Origin of the sequence: Actinoplanes campanulatus (assembly GCF_014647795.1) — a bacterium.
Lineage (GTDB): Bacteria > Actinomycetota > Actinomycetes > Mycobacteriales > Micromonosporaceae > Actinoplanes > Actinoplanes campanulatus.
Genome location: NZ_BMPW01000022.1, coordinates 147,485 through 165,386 on the forward strand (window position 1 = coordinate 147,485; position 17,902 = coordinate 165,386).

A 17,902-nucleotide genomic window follows, 5' to 3' on the forward strand; every position below is an offset into this window, starting at 1 on the left:
AGCGATCGGCGTCTATGGTCGAGCCGTGACGGGTGAAGTCGCACCATCATGACCGGCCTACGGCAGATCGGCGGGTACCGCATCGAACGGTTGCTCGGCGCCGGGTCGTTCGCCACCGTGTGGCTCGGCCACGACCCGGCGCTGGACGCCTACGTGGCGATCAAGGTGCTGGCCGAGAACTGGGCCCACGACCTGCGGGTCCGGGAACGTTTTCAGCAGGAGGCCCGGCTGCTGTGGCGGCTTGCCGACGAACGGGTGGTGCGGGTGTACGCCGTCGGCGAACTGCCGGACGGCCGCCCGTACTCGGTCATGGAATTCGCCGAGGGCGGCAGCCTGCGCGACCGGCTCGATCAGGGTGACCTGCCGCCCACCGTGGCCTTGCGGGTATTGCGGGAGATCGCCGCGGGCGTCGCGGTGCTGCACCGGCACCGGATCGTGCATCGCGATCTCACGCCCGGCAACATCCTGTTCCAGACAGCGTCACCAGGACCGGAGCGGGTACTGATCGCCGACCTCGGCCTGGCGAAGGCGCTCGCCGCCGCATCGGGGCTGACCGCGCGCGCCGGCACCCCCGGCTACATGGCTCCGGAACAGGACGACCCCCTGGCCGCGGTGGACACCAGCGCCGACGTCTACGGGCTGGGACGGCTCGGCGCCCGGCTGCTGAGCGCCCAGCAGAGCACCGGGCGGCCACGGATGCGCCCCGGCGTGCCCGCCGGGGTCGCCGCGCTCCTGCACCGGGCGACGGCGCGTAACCCCCGGGATCGACCTCCGGACGCCGCCGCCTTCGCGGCGGCGCTCGATCGGGCCGTCGGGAACGACACCGGTGGCGCGTTCACGCCGTTCGGGCGCGCGGCGACCATCATCGCGGCCGTCGTGGTCCTGGCCGGCGTCCCGTCCGACGCCGCCCGACCCGAGGGCACGCGCACGGCCCGGGACGGTACGGGGCAGCTGACAGTCGCGCTGCCCGCCGGATGGCGTGCCGCGGGGTCCGGCTGGGCCGGCCGCCTCGACGGGGACGGCCGGCTGGAACCCGCCATGGTGATCTCCCCGGATCCCGCGCGCTGGCGTACCGATCCGGGTGTGCCCGGCGCGTTCATCGGACTGTCCCGCAGTGCCGGGGCACGCACGACGGCGGCCGGTTTCGTCGCGGAGCACCCGCACGCACGCTGCGCCGCGGCACCGGTCCGGCAGTCCGGCGCCGACTGGGTGGTGGCGCGCTTCACCTGCACCGGTCCCAAGCCGGTGATCATCGAGGCGGTCCGTCCGGACATCCGATCGGCGGCCCTGGTGTACGTGCAGATCGCCCTCGAACCGAAGGCGAGCGACGAGGAGGTCGACGAGCTGCTCGGCGGCGTCGGCACGACCTAGCGGACCACCACCGTGATGTCATAGGTCCTGCCGCCCTGTGGGATCGTCACGACGACAGTGCCCCTGCGCACGAAACGCACCTCGACGATGCCGGCCTCGTAATGCTGCGCGACCAGTTCCGGCGAGTCGGTGGTGACCTCGCCCGGCCCGATGTTCTCGATGCGCAGCACCGCACCGGCCGCCAGGCACATCGCGGGAACCAGAGCCAGCTCGTCCGCGGCCACGTCGATGGTGTGGACGACCGCGCCTTCACAGGACGGCGACGCCGGAGGCCGGGTGGACGTCCGGCTCGGGCTCGGGGTGACGAGGGGGCGGCGCGACGGCGACGAAGTGGACGCGGGGGAGGGCCGGGGCGGCGACACGCTCGAGGCTCTGCTCGCCGGCCCGGCGGCCGCCGACCGTACCGGTGCCGTTTCGGTGGCAGCCTCGGTCGGTAGCGGTGAGACCGGCGACTCGGCCGCGCATCCCACCATGGCCAGCGACGCGGCGAGCGCACCGACCGTCAGCCGGCCCCGCATCAGGTTCCCCCGGGCGGTGCCAGCCGCAGCCGCAGCTGTGAACGGCCATGGTGAATGCGGGATCTCACGGTGCCCTCCGGTACCGCGATCAGCGCGGCGATGTCGGAGTAGCTGAGGTCGAGCAGATCCCGCAGGACGACCGCCTCGGCAAGATCGGGTGGTAGCCGCTCCAGCGCGTCGAGCAGATCCAGGCGGGTTCCCGCTACCACGCTGGTCCTGCGCGGGTCGGGACGATCGGGCAGCGGCACTCCACCCGATTCGGCCAGGAAGCGGCCGCGCAGCCTCTGGTAGGTCGACCTGGCACGGTTGGCGGTCAGACGGTAAAGCCAGGTACGGAACGACGAGCGACCCTCGAAGCCGCCGATCGACCTGGTGAGCGCGAGCAGCGCGTCCTGACAGGCGTCTTCGGCGTCTTCGCGGTTCGGCAGGAACCGGGCACATATCCGGAGCATGTCAGGTCGCAGCACGGTCAGCAGGACATGCAGCGCGGTGGCGTCGCCGGCCGCGGCCGCGTGTGCCAACTCTTCGACCTCGGTGGCTGGGCTGTCCACCAGCCCAGCCTAGACATGCCACACCAGCACCAGGGTCCACTTCGGATGCGAGCGCTGGGACTGCGGTGTCTGCGGTTCAGGGCGCGCCGATGAGCCGCAAGTCCCCCGGTCGGACCGAGACGGTGAGGGGGCCGCTCCCGAGCGGTTCACCGTCGGCGTACACCGGTAGTGGGCGGTTGGCCGTGACGGTGACCGTCCGGGCTCGGCGGGTTTCGATGCCGGGCAGCTCCAGGTGGGTGCCGTGCCGGAGCGCGGCGAGCGCTCTGAGCATCCGGCCTCGCGGCAGGGCCCCGACGGTGACGATGTCCAGCAGGCCGTCGTCGAGCCGGGCGTGCGGTGCGACCCGCAGGCCGCCGCCGTACCACGGCGCGTTGGCCACCACGACGGTGTGCCCGGTGAACGAGGTGGTCTGCCCGTCCACGGTCAGCGTGTACTCCACCGGGCGCCACCTGGCGATGACGGCCAAGCCGGCGAGCTGGTACGCGATCGGGTGGCGCGGTAGCCGGCGCCGGTTCGCCAGGTCGTTGGCTGCCGCGTCGATGCCGATGCAAGCGCTGCCCGCGACCACCCGGCCGTCCGCCTCCGCCACGTCGATCGGCCGGCCGGGCAGCGTACGCAGCGCCTGAGCGGCAGCGGCCGGATCGGCCGGCAGCGGGGCGCAGCGGGCGAAGTCGTTGCCCCGCCCGGCGGGCACGACCGCCATCTCGGCATCGGAGCCGACCAGGCCGGCGGCGACCGCGCCCACGACGCCGTCGCCGCCGACCGCCAGGACGGTGTGTCCCGCGGCGGCGGCCACGGCGCCGAGCTCGGTGGCGTGGTCGAGCGAGCGGGTGTACGACACGGTCACCGCGGCCCCGCTCTCCCGCAGCGCGGTTGCCAGCCGGGTGACGTGGACGGCCGCCGTGCCCGCACCCGCCGCCGGGTTGACCACGGCGGTGAACCGGTCGCGGTTCACGGCAGCAGGATGCCGGGGTTGAGGATGCCGTGCGGGTCGAGCGCCTGTTTCACGCCCTGCAGCGCGGCCACGCCGACATCACCGATCTCGCGGGTGTACCAGGGGCGGTGTGCACGGCCGACGCCGTGGTGATGGGTGATGGTGGCGCCCGAGGCGGCGATGGCGTCGCTGGCCGCGGCCTTGGCGGCCTGCCACTGCGCGACCGGCTCCTCGGCCTGGGCCGCGACCACGGTGAAGTACAGCGAGGCGCCACTGTCGTACACGTGCGAGATGTGGCACAGCACCAGCGGCGGCGTGCCGGCGCCGGAGAGGTTCTCCATCAGGGCGCCACGCACGGCGGCGTAGGTCGCCGGCAGCCGGTCCCAGAACGTGGCCGTCTCCAGCGTCTCGGCGATCGCACCCGCGTCGAGCAGGGCGTCACGCAGGTAGGGCGCCCGGAAGCGCCCCTCCTGCCAGGCCTCACCGGGCCCGGTCCCGAGCGGGGTGCCGCCGAGCTCGGCCAGCCGCTGTTCGAGCGCGGCGGTACGGCCGGCGACATCCTCGACGGTGCCCTCGACGCCGACCACGGCCAGGCAGCCGTCGGCCTGCGGGCCGCCGGTCGCCGCGTTGATCGCCGTCTCGGTCTCGTCCGACAGCCGCAGCACGGTAGGCATAGGACCGTCCTGGGCGAGCGCGCGCACCGCGTGGGCGCCGGCGTCGAACGACGGGAAGCTCCAGCCCGCGTAGTGGCGTGCCTGCGGTGCAGGGCGTACCCGTACGGTCAGCTCGGTGATCACACCGAATGCGCCTTCCGAGCCCAGCAGGAGCTGGCGCAGATCGGGGCCGGCGGCCGACTCCGGGGCCCGGCCGGTGTCGAGCAGCCCGATCGGGGTGGCCGCTCGCAGGCCGACGACCATCCGGTCGAACCGTCCATACCCGGCGGACGCCTGACCGCTGGACCGGGTCGCGGCGAAGCCGCCGAGGCTGGCGTACTCGAAGGACTGCGGGAAGTGCCCGAGCGTGAAACCCTCGGCGGCCAGCAACTGCTCGGCCCGTGGCGCGCGCACGCCGGCCTCGAAGGTCGCGGTCCGCGAGACCTGGTCGAGGTGCACCAGGCGGTCGAGAGCGGCGAGGTCGACCGCCAGCACGCCGGCGAAACCTTCCCGGCGGGCGGCGAGGCCACCGACCACCGAGGTGCCACCGCCGAACGGGACGACCGCCACCCGGAGCCGGGAGCAGACGGCCAGCAGGTCGGCCACCTGTTGCTGGGCGGTCGGCCGGGCCACCGCGTCCGGGGCGTCGCCGGCCTGCCCGGCCCGCAGCCGTAGCAGGTCGTCGGTGGATTTGCCGGCGGCGTGCGCCAGCCGGGCCTCGTCGTCGGTGGCGACCGTGGGGCACACCGAGCGCAGCTCCTTCAGGACCGTCTCGCTCAGGGTGCCGGCCGGCAGGTCGGCGGTCGCGGCCGCGGGGCGGGGGTCGGTCACGCCGAGAGCCGCGCTGAGCAGATCGCGTACGCCGGAGGACAGGGATACGGCGTCGGCGGGGGTGCCCCATCGCGCCACGTCGCGCAGTTCATTCATGAGTTACACTGTTACACATGACGTCGAATCGTCACACCCTTGGAAGCCGTACAGATGAAGATGTTCTTCTCGACGCGGCGCGCGACTGTGTGCTCGCGGTGGGGCTGCGCCGCACCACGCTGACCGACGTCGCCCGGCGGGCCGGCGTCTCCCGGATGACGATGTACCGGCGGTGGCCCGACATGGCGACGCTCGTCGCCGACCTGATGACCAGGGAGTGGGGCGATCTCGCCCTCCAGTCGCAGGCGAGCGCCACCGGCCGGCACACCCGCGAGCGCCTGGTGGACGGGCTCACCGGCGGGGCCCGGCGACTCCGCGACCACCCGGTCTTCCGCCGCATCGTCGAGCTGGACCCCGAGGTGCTGCTGCCCTACCTGGTGGACCGGCGCGGCACCAGCCAGGACCGGATGCTCGCCGCCCTGCTCGTCACGATCGCCGAGGGTCACGCCGACGGATCGGTCCGGCCCGGTGCGCCCGAGCTGCTCGGCCGTGGCCTGCTGCTGACCCTGCACGGCTTCGTCATCTCCATCGGCACCATGACCGACCAGGTCACCTCCGCCGAACTCGACAGTGAGCTGCGCCTGCTCCTCGACCGGTACCTGGCGCCGTGACCGCCGCCGCAACCGCGCTGACCGCCGCGCGCCGCGCCCGTGACCTCGCCGAGCTGGCCGCCGGCGAGACCGTCGACCTGCTCGTCGTGGGCCTGGGCGTGACCGGGGCCGGTGTCGCCCTCGACGCCGCCTCCCGCGGGCTCACCGTGGCCGCCGTGGACGCTCACGACCTCGCGTTCGGCACCTCCCGCTGGAGCTCCAAACTCGTCCATGGCGGATTGCGCTACCTGGCCGGCGGCCACATCGGCCTGGCGTACGAGAGCGCGGCCGAACGCGACGTGCTGCTGCGCCGCGTCGCCCCGCACCTGGTCAGCCCGCTGCCCTCGGTGCTGCCGCTGACCCCGCTGACGCCCGCCGTGCCGGCGGCGCTGGCCCGCGCCGGCTTCGCCGCCGGTGACGTGCTGCGGGCCGCGGCCGGCACTCCGGCCGGCATCCTGCCCCGGTCTCGGCGGATCGCGCCGGTCGAGGTGCACCGGCTGGTCCCGGCGGTGCGGCGCAGCGGTCTGCGCGGTGGCCTGCTCGGCTGGGACGGCCAGCTCGTCGACGACGCACGGCTGGTCGTCGCGCTGGCTCGTACCGCCGCCGGGCACGGAGCCCGGGTGATCACCCGGTGCCGGGTGGAGCAGTTGCACGGCCGGGGCGCCACCGTGTTCGACACGCTCACCGGCGAGCACCACGAACTCCATGCCCGCGCGGTCGTCAACGCCACCGGCGTCTGGGCGGACCGGCTCGACCCGGGGGTCCGGCTACGCCCGTCTCGCGGCACGCACCTCGTGCTGCGCCCCGGCGCCCTCGGCCGGCAACTCGCCGGCCTCACCGTGCCGGTTCCCGGTACCACGAGCCGCTTCGTCTTCGTGCTGCCCCAGCCGGACGGCTACAGCTATCTCGGGCTGACCGACGAGCCGGTCGAGGGCCCGGTGCCGGACGTCGCCGAGCCGAGCGCCGCCGAGCGGGGCTTCCTGCTCGACGTCCTGGCCACGGTGCTCGACACCCCGCTGTCGGACGCCGACGTGGTGGGCGCGTTCGCCGGCCTGCGGCCACTGCTCGCCGGCGCCGCCGGAAGCACGGCGGACCTGTCCCGGCGACACGCGGTCCGCGTCTCGCCGGACGGGATGACCACCGTCGTCGGCGGCAAACTGACCACATACCGCCGGATGGCCCGCGATGCCGTCGACGCCGCCCTCACCGCGGCCGGACTGCCCGTGGGCCGGTGCCGTACCGCCCGGCTGCCCCTGGTCGGGGCCGCGCCGGCGCAAGACCTGGCCCGGCTGGGCGCGCCCGCCCGGCTCGTCGCCCGGTACGGGACCGAGGCCGCGGAACTGGCCGCCCTCGCCGAGCACGACCCGGACCTGGCTCGCCCGGTCGCCGAGGGTCTCATGGTGACCGGGGCGGAGCTGCTCTGGGGCGTCATCCGGGAGGGAGCGCTCGACGCGGACGACCTGCTCGACCGGCGTACCCGCATCGGTCTTGTGCCGGCCGACCGGGCCCGGGCCCGGGCCGCCGCCGAGGCGATGGTCGAGCGGGGCAGGGCGGCGACCACCGCCTGAGCAGCCAGGCCATCACCGTCGCACGGTGCAGGAGGTCACCGCGGTCGCGCCCGGGTCGCTCTCCGACCTGACCTCGACCGTCACCGCCGGCACACCCTTGACGTGGACCTCGACCGAGGCCGGCTGACGGCCCGCCACCCCGACGACCGCCCGGGGCAGTACTGCCCCCGGCGCGGAGATCCGGAAGACGTCGGCGTCCCGGCCGGTGTTGCGGATCGGAATCGTGCACCGAGCCCAGCCGGACGGCCCGGGGCGGGCGGTGGCCGGCGACGCCTTCACACCGCGGACGGACGGCCCGGCGCCGTCGAGGGAGCGGACCGCGACCTCGTACGAGAGCACGCCGTGCCGGTCCCGCTTCCGGTCCAGCACGTAGAAGTGCAGCCGGTTGGCGGTGTCCGCGTACTCGAACAGGCTGCCCGAGCCGGTGCCGGCGTGGAACAGCGCGTCGGAGAGCTGCCGGTAGTCGCCGATGGTCATCTTCTGCGGCGTGCCGTCCGGCAGCACGAAGTCGACCTTGTCGATGTCCTGCGGGTTGGCGTCGATGGTCCAGATGAACGGCGCGGTGTCCGCGTTCTTCGTCTTGGCCAGCAGCACGCCGGAGCCCGGGGTGAACGAGTCGAAGCCCATCCGGTCGACGACTTCGAGCGTGTAGTTGTGGTACCCGCCGCCGTCGCAGTACGGATCCGTCGCGGTGTTGCAGGCCGGGCTGCGGTCGCCGCCGTCCAGGGTGACGTTGATGCCGGCCAGCCGGCGAGGGCCGGGATCGACCGCGCGCGCCGTCACTCGCGTCACCACGACGCCGGACTGGGCGAGAGCGTCGCGGGACAGCTTCAGCACCGCGGTGTCGTCGACGATGCCGAGCTTCATCTTGTTGCGCAGCATGTGCTGTGCGCCCATCGACGAGCCCGCGGTTCCCGGGATCAGCCACCGGCTGTGCGGTCCGCCGGGGCCGTTGAACGTGCCGCGGCTCAGCATCTCCCACGGTCCGCTGTAGTCGCGGCGCGCCGGTACGGAGTACGGGTTGTTGTAGTTGTCGCCGATGCCGAGGATGTGGCTGAACTCGTGCGCGTACGTCGACATGCCCGAGCTCTCCGCCTGCAGTGAGCTGCCCTGGGTGGCGTTCGGCCAGATGTTCGCCGAGGCCTGCCAGGACGTCCACTCGACGTAGCGGGTCGCGTTCCAGTTCGTCAGTGACTCGTCCGGCGGGCCGAACTCGTCGCTCACGTCCTCCTTGGTGGTGAACTTCATCTGGCCGAACTCCTGCCAGGTGGCCGACTCGTCCTGGCCGGCCGAGAGGAAGAAGACGAAGTCGTACGAGGCCGCCTCCTGTTCGCCGATCGCCGCGATCCAGGCGGCGCGCGCGTCGGCACGCAGGTCACGCCCGCACACGTCGTCGGCCGGGCAGCCCAGTCCGCGCTGCATGGAGTTCTCGATGCCGTATTCGTGGCTCGCGTGCGGCATCTGGTACACACCGAACGCGCTCAGGTCGATGCCGAAGCGCCCGTTCGAGTCCTCCATCCAATATTCGTGGATGGTGTGCCCCCGGTTGAGCGTCCCCGGCTTGTTCAGAAAGTCCCGGTAGAACGCCGGCACTTCGGAGCGGTCCAGATTCTGTACGCCGGACGGGTTTCCGTAGATCGTCGAGTTCGCCGGTTGCGTGACCACGAACGGCTGGTTCGGGTAGTCGACCAGCACCAGCGCCCCGTTGAAGGTGCGTTCCGAGCCGCGCACCGCCGGGTCGGCCCAGTCGGTGCCCGGCACAGCCCGGTAGTCGTCCCAGGTCATCGTGTCCGGCAGCTCGTACCGCTGGGGGTCGATCGGCTGCGGCGCGCCGGCCGGGCCGCCCAGGGTGACCGCCTCGTCCAGCTGCCAGGGCTGGGTCCGGGGCCAGTGCCGCATGCGCCACGGTGTGTCCGGGTCCCCGGCCGGTGGCGTGGCCGTCGCCGGTGCGGCGTTGAAGGCGCCGGCCACCACGAGCGCCGCTACGGACAGTGCCGAGAACAACCGTCGCCCCGTCGTCATGGCGCCATCCTGGCAAATTTATCGACTCCTCTCAATGGGTTGATCCGGCACGCCGGCACGCTAGCGTCAGGGACGGTAAAGATGATGTTCGATGTTTGGGGGTCGGATGAGTTTACGCAGACGGGCAGCAGCAGCCGCTGGCGCGCTGATCACGGTTGCCACTCTCGCGGTAGGTGGCCCGGCGACCGCCGCCGCTGTCTCGCCGCTGGGCGTCACCCACGAGGAGAACCCCCGCGTACCGGAGGGCGCGGTGTGGACGGAAGCCTACTTCCCGTCCACCGACAACAGCGGCGTCGAGCTCCACGCGGACGTCCTGCGGCCGGCGCACCTGCCGTCGCGCGCCCGGACGCCGGTGATCCTCGCCGTCAGCTCGTACTTCAGCCACGCGGGCCAGACCGGACCGGAGGGGTGGACCCGTACCGGCCCGTCCAGCCGCTTCGCGGACTTCACCAGCGGCACGGGCCTCTTCGCCCGCGGCTACACCTACGTCATGGTCGACCTGCGTGGCTTCGGCGGAAGCACCGGCTGCCTCGACTGGGTGGGCCCGGGTGAGCAGGCCGACGTCAAGGCCGCGATCCAGTGGGCGGCGACTCAACCGTGGTCGACCGGCAAAGTGGGCATGTATGGCAAGTCGTACGACGCCGTCACCGGGCTCGTCGGCAACAATCTGCGCCTGCCCGCCCTGAAAGCCGTCGTGGCTCAGGAGCCGGTGTGGGACATGTACAACTACCTGTTCAGCAACGGGGTTCCCCGTCCCAACGTGACCGGCACTCCGAACGCCTACAACGGCATCGCCACGATGGCGCCGCTAGCCGACGACACCGGTCGCTACAAGGCCAACGCGGCGTACGAACAGAGCCACCCCGAGTGCCTCGCCGACAACCTCACGAACAACAACAATCCCGACCCGGACTCGTCCTACTGGCGCGCACGGAACCTCGCCGCCCAGGCCAAGGGCACGAACACCCCGCTCTTCGTCACGCAGGGATTCATCGAGAACAACACCAAGCCCGAGGACATGCAGGAATTCCTCGACAACCACCACGGCGTCGAGCGGGGCTGGCTGGGGCAGTGGGAGCACGTCCGCGGCAACGAGACCAACAATCAGGGTCAGCTGCTCATGGGTCGCGCCGGGTTCTTCGACGAGGTCATGCGCTTCTACGACCGCTACCTGAAGGGCATCCGCCCGGCGGTGCACGACCCGGCCTACGCCGTCGAGGACAACACCGGCGCGTGGCGCGCCCAGCCGACCTGGCCGACGCCGTCCTCCGCCACCAGCGCGGCCCTGGTCGACGGGCAGTACGTCGATGACGGAATCGCCTCGACGCTGGCCGCGCCCGCCGGTCAGGAGTGGGACATGGAGCACTACACGGATCCCGCTCCGACCGCCGCCAAGGGTCTCGCGCAGGCGGCCGCGGGCAGCTATTTCACCTGGTCCACGCCGGTCGAGTCGCGACTGCGGATCACCGCCACCCCGCGGATCACATTGCACGCGAGCGCGCTGGGCAATGTCATGGTGCGGCTGTGGGACGTCGCCCCGGACGGGACCGCGGTGATGTTCGACGAGAACGTAGCGCTGATCGAACGAGCGGGCCGGGTGGCGTTCGACCTGAAGTCCACGGACTGGACTTTCGAGGTGGGCCACCAGCTGGGTGTGCAGATCGGGACGATCGGTAGCGGGAACTGGCGCGACACCCCCAGCGGCAACACGATCGAGATCACCCGCGCACGGCTGAACCTCCCGTTGCAGAATCCGCGGCTCGACGTGCCGACCCAGGGTGACCGGTCGCCGTTCCTCGACACCTACCTGAGGCAGTACACCCGCACGCTCACCGACATCGGCGAGGGAACCTTCCCGCTCGCCCCGCGCCACCGACCCTGACGAGCCGCCACCGCGTGGACTGCCCGGCCGCCCGACCGGCCGGGCAGCTCATCGGTGAATGTCGCTCCGAGTCGCGGCTCCACCCGAAGTGCGTACCGCTGCGACGTGTCCCGTTCCACGGACAACTTCACCGGCTACTGGCCACAGCCACCCGCCGACAAGGACACCGGTGCTGTCCACGGCATCCAGGCGTCCAACCCGCGTCGTCGTAACTTCGCTGGAACGCCGGACCCTGGCCCTGCATGAGCCCTGTGACCGGGTAAAACGCCCGCATCGGCGAAACCGGCCGGCAGCGAACGCCGTCAGCGCTTACCTGCCTGACCAGGGCGTTTACCTCACGTTCACCTTGGCCGCTCCGGGCGGGCAGCTGCCGTTCCTAGCTTCCCGGCCAACTGATGGTTCTCTGACCAAGGAGTTGCCGATGCGGCTGCTGATCCTTTCCGTCTTGCACGAGGTGTTGCCGTGGCTGCCCCAGCTCTCCGTGCTGGTGAAATTCGCCGCCGCCGCTCTAAGCCTCTGGGCAGCGGTCTTCGCACTCGTCAAGCATCACCGGTGCCGCTGCGGCTGTACCCGTAAACACTGAGCCAGGGCAGGATCGCCGGCCTGGGCTGCTCCAGCGGCTCAGGCCGGCGCGCATGGCGTCGTGGACGCCGCGGCGCCGGCGGGTCTGACCGAGGCTTTCATGCCATCAACGAGTGACCGGGTCGGCCCAGGTCGCCCGTAGGAGGCCGACCAGACCGATGTTCGCAGATCGCTGCGCCGCCGACAGGCGCAACTCGGCGGCCCGCATGTCATCGGCGAGAGCAGCGGCGGTGGCGGCCGTCTGCTGAGCCTCTTCCTCGGCCTGTGCCGCGGCGGCCGCGGCCTGCTCGTAGCGTCGCCGGGACTCGAGCACCCGCAACTCCCACCCGAGCGGCACCGCGGCGGGGGTCTGCGTGGATTCCGCCGTAGTGTGAGCGTGCCGCCAGATCAGGTTGAGTTCGCCAACGGACAGCTGTCCACGCTGGTATGCGTTCAGAGCCGCGCGCTGCACGAGCTGATGAGTTCGGCCGGCCGCTTCGGCCTGTCTGAGTACCTGCCGGTGGCGCAGCTCCGCAATGTCGCGTGTCGTGGATGCCCACAGGGCCCGGTCATGTGCCTGGTCGGCCTCGTCCAGCGCCCGCTGCGCTGCCGCAGTGGCCAACTCGACGTCGGCAGCCGCCACGTCCACCTCATCGGTGATGAACACCGACCCGCCGTGTTCCGCCTGCCTGTCGGCGAGTTCGCGTTGACGGCGGGCAGCGATCCCCAGCAGCACCACAGCCAGCAGCAAGGCGGCCTGAACCAAGCTGAAGACGAACATGGCAATCGTCGACACCGCTGTCCCTTTCCGCCGTCTCGCGAATGGTTTCATGCTCCGCTCTACCCGCGTTGCCGCCCTCGAGCGGCGTATGGCGGAACATGCCCCAAGGGGCGGCGGGAAACACCTCGGATGGCCGTCTCGATGCGTACCGCGTCCGCCGAGTCCTGCCGCCCGGCTGCTGATCGCCGGCCACTGCCCCATCGTGCAACCGGCCGGCCCGGCCCGCGACCGAGGTCCGGGCCGTACCACCCTCACCCGGCGGCGATGCCGAGTGTCGGAGGCGGCCTCGGCCGTGGCGCGGATCCCGCGGCTGACAAAATCGCCGCATGAGTGGTCCCGAACTGGTCCTGGTGCTGCGCTATCGCAAGGCGGTGACGTACGGCTTCCACGTGCTGCTCGGTGCGCTGGGTCAGCACGAGACCGCCACCCGGTACGAGGTGCGTTTCGGGGAGGGCGCTGAGGAGACGGCCCGTCACATCCGGGAGGCGGGCGATGTCCGTACCCTCGTCCTCTGGTCGTTCTATTCACCGGATGCCGCGGCTCTCGCTGAGGAGCTGAAGCAGATCCGGGCGCTGGCCGACGGCCCGAACGTGACTCATCTGGCCGGTGGCGTGCACGCCACCGCCGAGCCGGTGCAGACGCTCGATGCGGGCTGGGACATGGCGGCGATCGGTGAGGGCGAGTCGACCTTGCTGTCTCTGGTCGACGCGAAGGGTGACCCGAGGGGGATCACCGGCCTGGCCTACCGCGACGCTACCGGCACGCTGATCAGGACCGGCAAGGCCAAGCAACGCGATCTCAACGACTTCCCCGGCTTCGCCCTGAAGTGGGACAAATTCAACGCTCTCGAAATTACGAGAGGCTGCATCTACGCCTGCAGGTTCTGCCAGACCCCGTTCATGTTCTCGGCGAAGTTCCGGCATCGGAGCATCCAGAACGTTCGGTGGCACGTCGACCAGATGCGGGCTCGTGGGCTGCGGGATGTCCGGTTCATCACGCCGACGGCGTTGAGTTACGGGAGCCAGACGGACGAGCCGAACCTGGACGCCGTGGAGGAGTTGCTGGCGTCGTGCCGGGAGGGGATCGGGCCGAACGGGCGGGTCTTCTTCGGGTCGTTTCCGAGTGAGATCCGGCCCGAGCACGTCAGCCGGGAAGCGTTGCGGCTGGTCAAGAAGTACTGCGACAACAACAACATCATCGTGGGGGCGCAGTCCGGCTCCGACCGGGTTCTCGACGCGGCCAAGCGGGGTCACGGCGTCGAGGAGGTGATGCGAGCCGCGCGGCTCGGCATCGAGGAGGGCTTCCGGATCAACGTCGACATGATTTTCGGGATGCCGGGCGAGAACGAGGACGACGTCAACGACTCGCTGACCCTGGCCCGGGAGCTCGCCGACCTGGGCGCCCGGATTCACGCGCACACCTTCATGCCGCTGCCGGGGACCCCGTGGCGTGACGCTCCGCCCGGTGACGTCGACCCGGAGACGATCCGCGAGGTGGATCGACTGTCGCGGCGCGGCGCACTCTACGGCCACTGGCAGAAGCAGCGTGACCACGCGGCCCGGCTGGCGGCCGCCGCGGAGGCGTATCCGCGGCCGGGCCGCAGCCGCACGATCCTCCCGACGGTGCCGGCCGCAAGCACGGTGCCGACCGCAAGTACGGTGCCGGCCGCGACGAAGCCCACCGACGGCTGCGCGACCTGCTGAAACGCGCCATTCAAAAGAGAGCCGCTCAGAGGGAGCGGGCCAGTGCAGCGGCGTGGGCCAGGTGGTCGGCCTTCAGCGACGCCCACCCGGCGGGGTCGCTCCCGGCCAGGACCGACCCGCCCAGGACGACGAAGTCGGACGAGGATGCCCGCGCGCCGATGCGGTCGGTGAGCATGGCGGTCCGCATCGCCTGGTGGACGCCGGATTTCTCCAGTTCGGCGACGGTGTAGCCGGCGGTGCAGAGCACGACCGCTCGCCGCGCCACCCGCCCCCACCCCGGCTTGTACGCCCACCCGACCGTCCACACCCGGTCGAACCAGCCTTTCAGCATGGCCGGGCAGTCCGCCCACCACACCGGGTAGACGAACGCCCATACCTCGGCCGCGTCAAGAGACTCCTGTTCCGCGGCCACGTCGGAGGGCACGGGATCGGAGGCCGGCCGCGCGTACTCGGCGGCGCTCAGGACGGGCTGAAAACCGGACCCATAAAGATCCGAGACGGTGTACGACGAAAGCCCGCCCACGAACGCGTCCAGCACCTCCCGGGTGAAGCTCGCCGGGTCCGGATGGGCGTAGACGACATGAACCGGGCTCACACCGTGGATTCTGACAGGGCCGCCGGCTCCGGCCGCGGTTCGGGCGTGTCACCCTCGGCCCGGCTGGACCAGACGGCCGCGTTGACGGCGGCCCAGGCGACTCCGAGGACCACCGCCGCCACGGTCACGCTGGTGTCGCTCCAGTTCAGGTAGACCCACGAGCCGGCGCAGACCAGCGTGTACCCGGTCGCCAGCGTCCAGACGGTGACCCGCCACTTCCACGGCAGCCCACGCACGACCACCCAGGCGAGCAGCCCGGCCGCGGCCGCCACCTGTGCGGTCTGCCCGGCGGGCATGCTGTGCACCGCGATCACCTGGGCGTCCAGGGGCAGCGATCCGTCGAGTTCGCCGGCCGGCGGGAACGGGATGTCGCCGGTGGTTCGCCGGCCGGGGTCGGCGGTGGCGGCCAGCACGACGGCGAGGACGACGGCGGGCAGGATCGGGCCGAGCACCTCGGGGAAGAAGGCGCGCAGGTCGAACCCGCGCCAGCACCACCGGGCGAGGGCGATGACCAGAGCCAGGATCACCAGGATCTCGGGGACCAGGGAGGTGGCGATCTGGAGGGCGGCGAAGTAGCCGTCGGAGGTCCACTGGGATCGGGCCCAGGCGGCCACCGTCTCGTCGACCGCGGACAGCCCGCTGAACCGCACCACCGGCGGGATCACCGCGATCAGCAGGAACGCCAGCGCGACGAGCAGGACGAGGCTCACCGCCGTGGCGGTGCCGGCCGGCAGCGGCTTCGGACGGAAACGGCGCGCGACCGCGCGTACCGGATCGGGGTGTCTTCCGAACAAGCGGCCCGCCAGTGTCAGACCGAGAACGAGCACCGTCAGGGCGGCCAGCGCGCCCGCGGCGCGCCCGGCGCGCGCCGCAAGCACGTCGTAGGAGGCTCCGGCCGCGTAGCTCGCGCCGACCATCCACAGGGCCCAGGAAATCGCCGCCGGCGTGTGCCAGGCCATGAAGATCTTTCGGGGTACGCCGTTGCGTGCGGCCAGTCGCGGCATCAGGGTTCGTGCCCCCACCACCCACTGGCCCAGGAAGACGGCCCGTCCGCCGTGCCGCTGGAAGAGTTTCTCGGCCCGGTCCCAGGCGCGCTGTTTGCCGGTGGCCGGCGCGGTCCCGGCCCGCCGGAAGGCGATGTTGCCGCCGATCACCGCGGCCGCGACCGCGGTGAGCAGGGCCGGGCCGACCGGTACGACCCCGGCGTTGGCGAGCAGGCCCATCGCGACGAGGGCGGTGGCGGCCGGCAGCACCAGTCCGGCGAGCAGTGCCGTCTCAGCCGTGACCAGCACGCCGACGACGAGACAGACGAGTGCCCACGGCAAGTCGCCGAGCAGGTCGTTGAGCCACCGCATCGATCGAATCCCCCAGGTCTGGCCGACAATGTGGACGCTATGGCAAAGACCGTAGCGGTGGATCCGTGATGCTCCTTAGGGCTACACCGATATCTCTTGCGGGGTGGGATGCGGCGAACTAATCCGTTCAGCTGATTCCCACTGATCTATCAAGCGAGAACCGTCGATGTCATGACACAGGTTGTGCCCAAGTGGCGTGCAGTTTTACTCGATTTCCTGGAGCGGGCCGGCTGGTCCGCCGGGCAGGTGTTCATCGCGACACTGCTGGCCGGAGGTGTCAGCTCGGTCACCGAGCTGCCATGGAAGTACTCGGTCACCATCGCGATCGGCGCGTTCATCTCCTCGGTGATCCTCACCGGGGTGCAGTACCTGTCGAAGATGACCAACCTGGCCTTCTGGCCCGACCTGCTGGTCCGGCTCGTGAAGACCTTCCTGTCGTCGCTGGCCGGCGTGATGACGGCCGGCGTCTTCGACGTCACCGCCTTCGACTGGGACGCCGCGCTGAACGTGGCGTTCCTGGCCACCGTCGCGTCGCTGGCCAAGGGTCTGCTGGCCCGGGAGCCGGCCGCACCGAATGGGCAGGTCCCGCCCGGCGCCAGCCCGTCCACCCTGCCGACCGGCACCTACCGGGAGGCCGTCGACCACGCTCCGCCGCCGCCGACCATCGCGGCCACCGACCCGCCGGACGGCGGGTCAGTACCCGATGGGAAGCCCGGCGTAGTTCTCGGCGAGGCCGGTGGCTCCGGCCCGGCTGCCGGCGACCCAGCGTAGCTGCGAGAGCTGCAACTCGGCGTCGAACGGGTCGTCCGAGACGTGCAGCATCGTCGTCATCCACCAGGAGAAGTGCGTGCACCGCCAGACCCGGCGCTGCGCGTCGTCCGAGTACCGGTCGGCGAGCGCCGGGTTCTTCTCTCTCAGTGACGCGACGAGCGCCCTGCTGAGCAGTGCCACGTCGGCGATCGCCAGGTTGAGCCCCTTGGCGCCGGTCGGCGGGACGATGTGTGCCGCGTCGCCGGCCAGGAACAGGTTGCCGTGCCGCATCGGTGTCTGCACGTAGCTGCGCATCGGCAGGACGCTCCGGTCGGTGATCGGGCCGGGGTTGAGCTTCCAGCCGTTCTGCCCGTGCCCGAGCCGGGTGGACAGCTCCTCCCAGATCCGGTCGTCGGACCAGGACCGCGGGTCCGTGCCGTTGGGGACCTGGAGATAGAGGCGGCTGACGCTCGCCGACCGCATCGAGTGCAGGGCGAAGCCGTTCGGATGCCAGGCGTAGATCAGCTCGTCGGTCGAGGGCGCGACGTCGGCGAGGATCCCGAACCAGGAGTAGGGGTAGACCTTCTCGTAGGTCTCGGCGGCGGGCACGGCCTGGCGGCTGGGCCCGAACGAGCCGTCGCAGCCGGCCAGGTAAAGAGCGTCCAAGCGACAGATAAGTCCGTTCTTATCGGTGAATGTCACATAGGGTTGGTCCGACTCGACATCGTGCAGCGAGACGTCGGAGACCTCGTAGTGGATCTCCTGACCGTCGGCATGACGGGCCGCGATCAGGTCCTTCTGTACCTCGGTCTGCCCGTAGACCCACACGCTGCGCCCGGTCAGGTCGACGAAGTCGAGGTGGTGCCGCTCGCCCGGCCACTGGAGGTAGATGCCCCGGTGCTGGTCACCCTCGGCCCGCAGCCGGGATCCGAGCCCCACCGACTCCAGCAGCTCGACGCTGGAGTGCTCCAGGATGCCGGCCCGGATCCGGGCCGCGACGTACTCCTCGGAGCGGGTCTCGAGGACCACCGATTCGACCCCGCCCCGGGCGAGGAGGTGGGAGAGCAGAAGTCCGGCCGGGCCGGCGCCGATGATGGCGACCTGGGTACGCATGCCCCCAGCGTTCAGTCCCGAACCGCCG

17 protein-coding genes are annotated in these 17,902 nt (G+C 71.5%); 7 read left to right on the plus strand and 10 right to left on the minus strand.

All coding sequences use genetic code 11. From position 1 onward, the window contains the following. Positions 1–48: 48 nt before the first annotated feature. The gene (locus tag IEZ13_RS35740; RefSeq protein ID WP_183220029.1) at positions 49–1,371 is read left to right on the plus strand and encodes a serine/threonine-protein kinase; all 1,323 of its coding nucleotides are present in this window, start codon (positions 49–51) and stop codon (positions 1,369–1,371) included. Here the strand turns inward: IEZ13_RS35740 and IEZ13_RS47040 are convergent. The 5 genes from IEZ13_RS47040 to IEZ13_RS35760 all read right to left on the minus strand — a co-directional run bounded on the left by IEZ13_RS47040 (position 1,368) and on the right by IEZ13_RS35760 (position 4,954). Next, on the minus strand, positions 1,368–1,595 hold the full coding sequence (locus tag IEZ13_RS47040; RefSeq protein ID WP_229795455.1) for a hypothetical protein: 228 nt from the start codon (positions 1,593–1,595) through the stop codon (positions 1,368–1,370). The two genes, IEZ13_RS35740 and IEZ13_RS47040, sit on opposite strands and share 4 nt — an antisense overlap. A 25-nt stretch (positions 1,596–1,620) precedes the next feature. Beyond that, entirely contained in the window at positions 1,621–1,836 is a 216-nt protein-coding gene (locus IEZ13_RS47045) for a hypothetical protein (protein ID WP_229795457.1), read from the minus strand. A 52-nt stretch (positions 1,837–1,888) separates the two neighbouring features. Next, positions 1,889–2,440, minus strand: a complete 552-nt coding sequence (locus IEZ13_RS35750; RefSeq protein ID WP_229795459.1) for an RNA polymerase sigma factor — start codon at positions 2,438–2,440, stop codon at positions 1,889–1,891. A gap of 76 nt (positions 2,441–2,516) precedes the next feature. Further along, complete coding sequence (locus IEZ13_RS35755; RefSeq protein WP_183220033.1) at positions 2,517–3,395, minus strand: diacylglycerol/lipid kinase family protein; 879 nt, start codon at positions 3,393–3,395, stop codon at positions 2,517–2,519. Then, positions 3,392–4,954: an FAD-binding oxidoreductase gene (locus tag IEZ13_RS35760; protein WP_183220035.1), complete on the minus strand. Its 1,563-nt coding sequence runs from the start codon at positions 4,952–4,954 to the stop codon at positions 3,392–3,394. Before IEZ13_RS35760 ends, IEZ13_RS35755 begins: the two co-directional genes overlap by 4 nt. Before the next feature lie 17 nt (positions 4,955–4,971). Between IEZ13_RS35760 and IEZ13_RS35765 the strand changes: the two genes are divergently transcribed. Both IEZ13_RS35765 and IEZ13_RS35770 read left to right on the plus strand, forming a co-directional pair. After that, complete coding sequence (locus IEZ13_RS35765; RefSeq protein ID WP_183220037.1) at positions 4,972–5,565, plus strand: TetR/AcrR family transcriptional regulator; 594 nt, start codon at positions 4,972–4,974, stop codon at positions 5,563–5,565. Continuing rightward, positions 5,562–7,112 carry a glycerol-3-phosphate dehydrogenase/oxidase gene (locus IEZ13_RS35770; RefSeq protein ID WP_183220039.1) on the plus strand — a complete coding sequence of 517 codons (1,551 nt, stop codon included), beginning with the start codon at positions 5,562–5,564 and terminating at the stop codon, positions 7,110–7,112. The genes IEZ13_RS35765 and IEZ13_RS35770 overlap by 4 nt, the downstream gene beginning before the upstream one ends. Positions 7,113–7,124: 12 nt before the next feature. Here the strand turns inward: IEZ13_RS35770 and IEZ13_RS35775 are convergent, their stop codons facing one another. Further along, positions 7,125–9,134 (minus strand): M6 family metalloprotease domain-containing protein, encoded by a 2,010-nt coding sequence (locus IEZ13_RS35775; protein WP_183220041.1) that lies wholly within the window; start codon positions 9,132–9,134, stop codon positions 7,125–7,127. Positions 9,135–9,240: 106 nt separating this feature from the next. Here IEZ13_RS35775 and IEZ13_RS35780 point away from each other — a divergent pair, with 106 nt between their 5' ends. Together IEZ13_RS35780 and IEZ13_RS35785 are read left to right on the plus strand one after the other, a co-directional pair. Beyond that, complete coding sequence (locus tag IEZ13_RS35780) at positions 9,241–11,016, plus strand: CocE/NonD family hydrolase (RefSeq protein WP_183220043.1); 1,776 nt, start codon at positions 9,241–9,243, stop codon at positions 11,014–11,016. A 421-nt stretch (positions 11,017–11,437) separates the two neighbouring features. Beyond that, positions 11,438–11,599 (plus strand): hypothetical protein, encoded by a 162-nt coding sequence (locus IEZ13_RS35785; RefSeq protein WP_183220046.1) that lies wholly within the window; start codon positions 11,438–11,440, stop codon positions 11,597–11,599. Positions 11,600–11,704: 105 nt separating this feature from the next. Here IEZ13_RS35785 and IEZ13_RS35790 read toward each other — a convergent pair whose 3' ends face one another. Beyond that, on the minus strand, positions 11,705–12,373 hold the full coding sequence (locus IEZ13_RS35790; RefSeq protein ID WP_183220048.1) for a hypothetical protein: 669 nt from the start codon (positions 12,371–12,373) through the stop codon (positions 11,705–11,707). 311 nt (positions 12,374–12,684) lie between these two features. Between IEZ13_RS35790 and IEZ13_RS35795 the strand changes: the two genes are divergently transcribed. Further along, positions 12,685–14,061, plus strand: coding sequence for a TIGR04013 family B12-binding domain/radical SAM domain-containing protein (locus IEZ13_RS35795; protein WP_183220050.1), 1,377 nt, complete (start codon positions 12,685–12,687; stop codon positions 14,059–14,061). Positions 14,062–14,086: 25 nt separating this feature from the next. On the opposite strand, the gene IEZ13_RS35800 is transcribed toward IEZ13_RS35795, so the two are convergent. Both IEZ13_RS35800 and IEZ13_RS35805 read right to left on the minus strand, forming a co-directional pair. Beyond that, complete coding sequence (locus IEZ13_RS35800; RefSeq protein WP_183220052.1) at positions 14,087–14,656, minus strand: NAD(P)H-dependent oxidoreductase; 570 nt, start codon at positions 14,654–14,656, stop codon at positions 14,087–14,089. Further along, positions 14,653–16,011, minus strand: a complete 1,359-nt coding sequence (locus IEZ13_RS35805; RefSeq protein ID WP_183220054.1) for a DedA family protein — start codon at positions 16,009–16,011, stop codon at positions 14,653–14,655. Before IEZ13_RS35805 ends, IEZ13_RS35800 begins: the two co-directional genes overlap by 4 nt. A gap of 171 nt (positions 16,012–16,182) precedes the next feature. Here IEZ13_RS35805 and IEZ13_RS35810 point away from each other — a divergent pair, with 171 nt between their 5' ends. Next, a complete protein-coding gene (locus IEZ13_RS35810; RefSeq protein ID WP_183220056.1) occupies positions 16,183–16,782 on the plus strand; it encodes a holin in 600 nt (199 codons plus the stop codon). Here IEZ13_RS35810 and IEZ13_RS35815 read toward each other — a convergent pair. After that, positions 16,705–17,874, minus strand: coding sequence for a 4-hydroxybenzoate 3-monooxygenase (locus IEZ13_RS35815; protein WP_183220058.1), 1,170 nt, complete (start codon positions 17,872–17,874; stop codon positions 16,705–16,707). The genes IEZ13_RS35810 and IEZ13_RS35815 overlap by 78 nt on opposite strands. Positions 17,875–17,902: the final 28 nt, after the last annotated feature.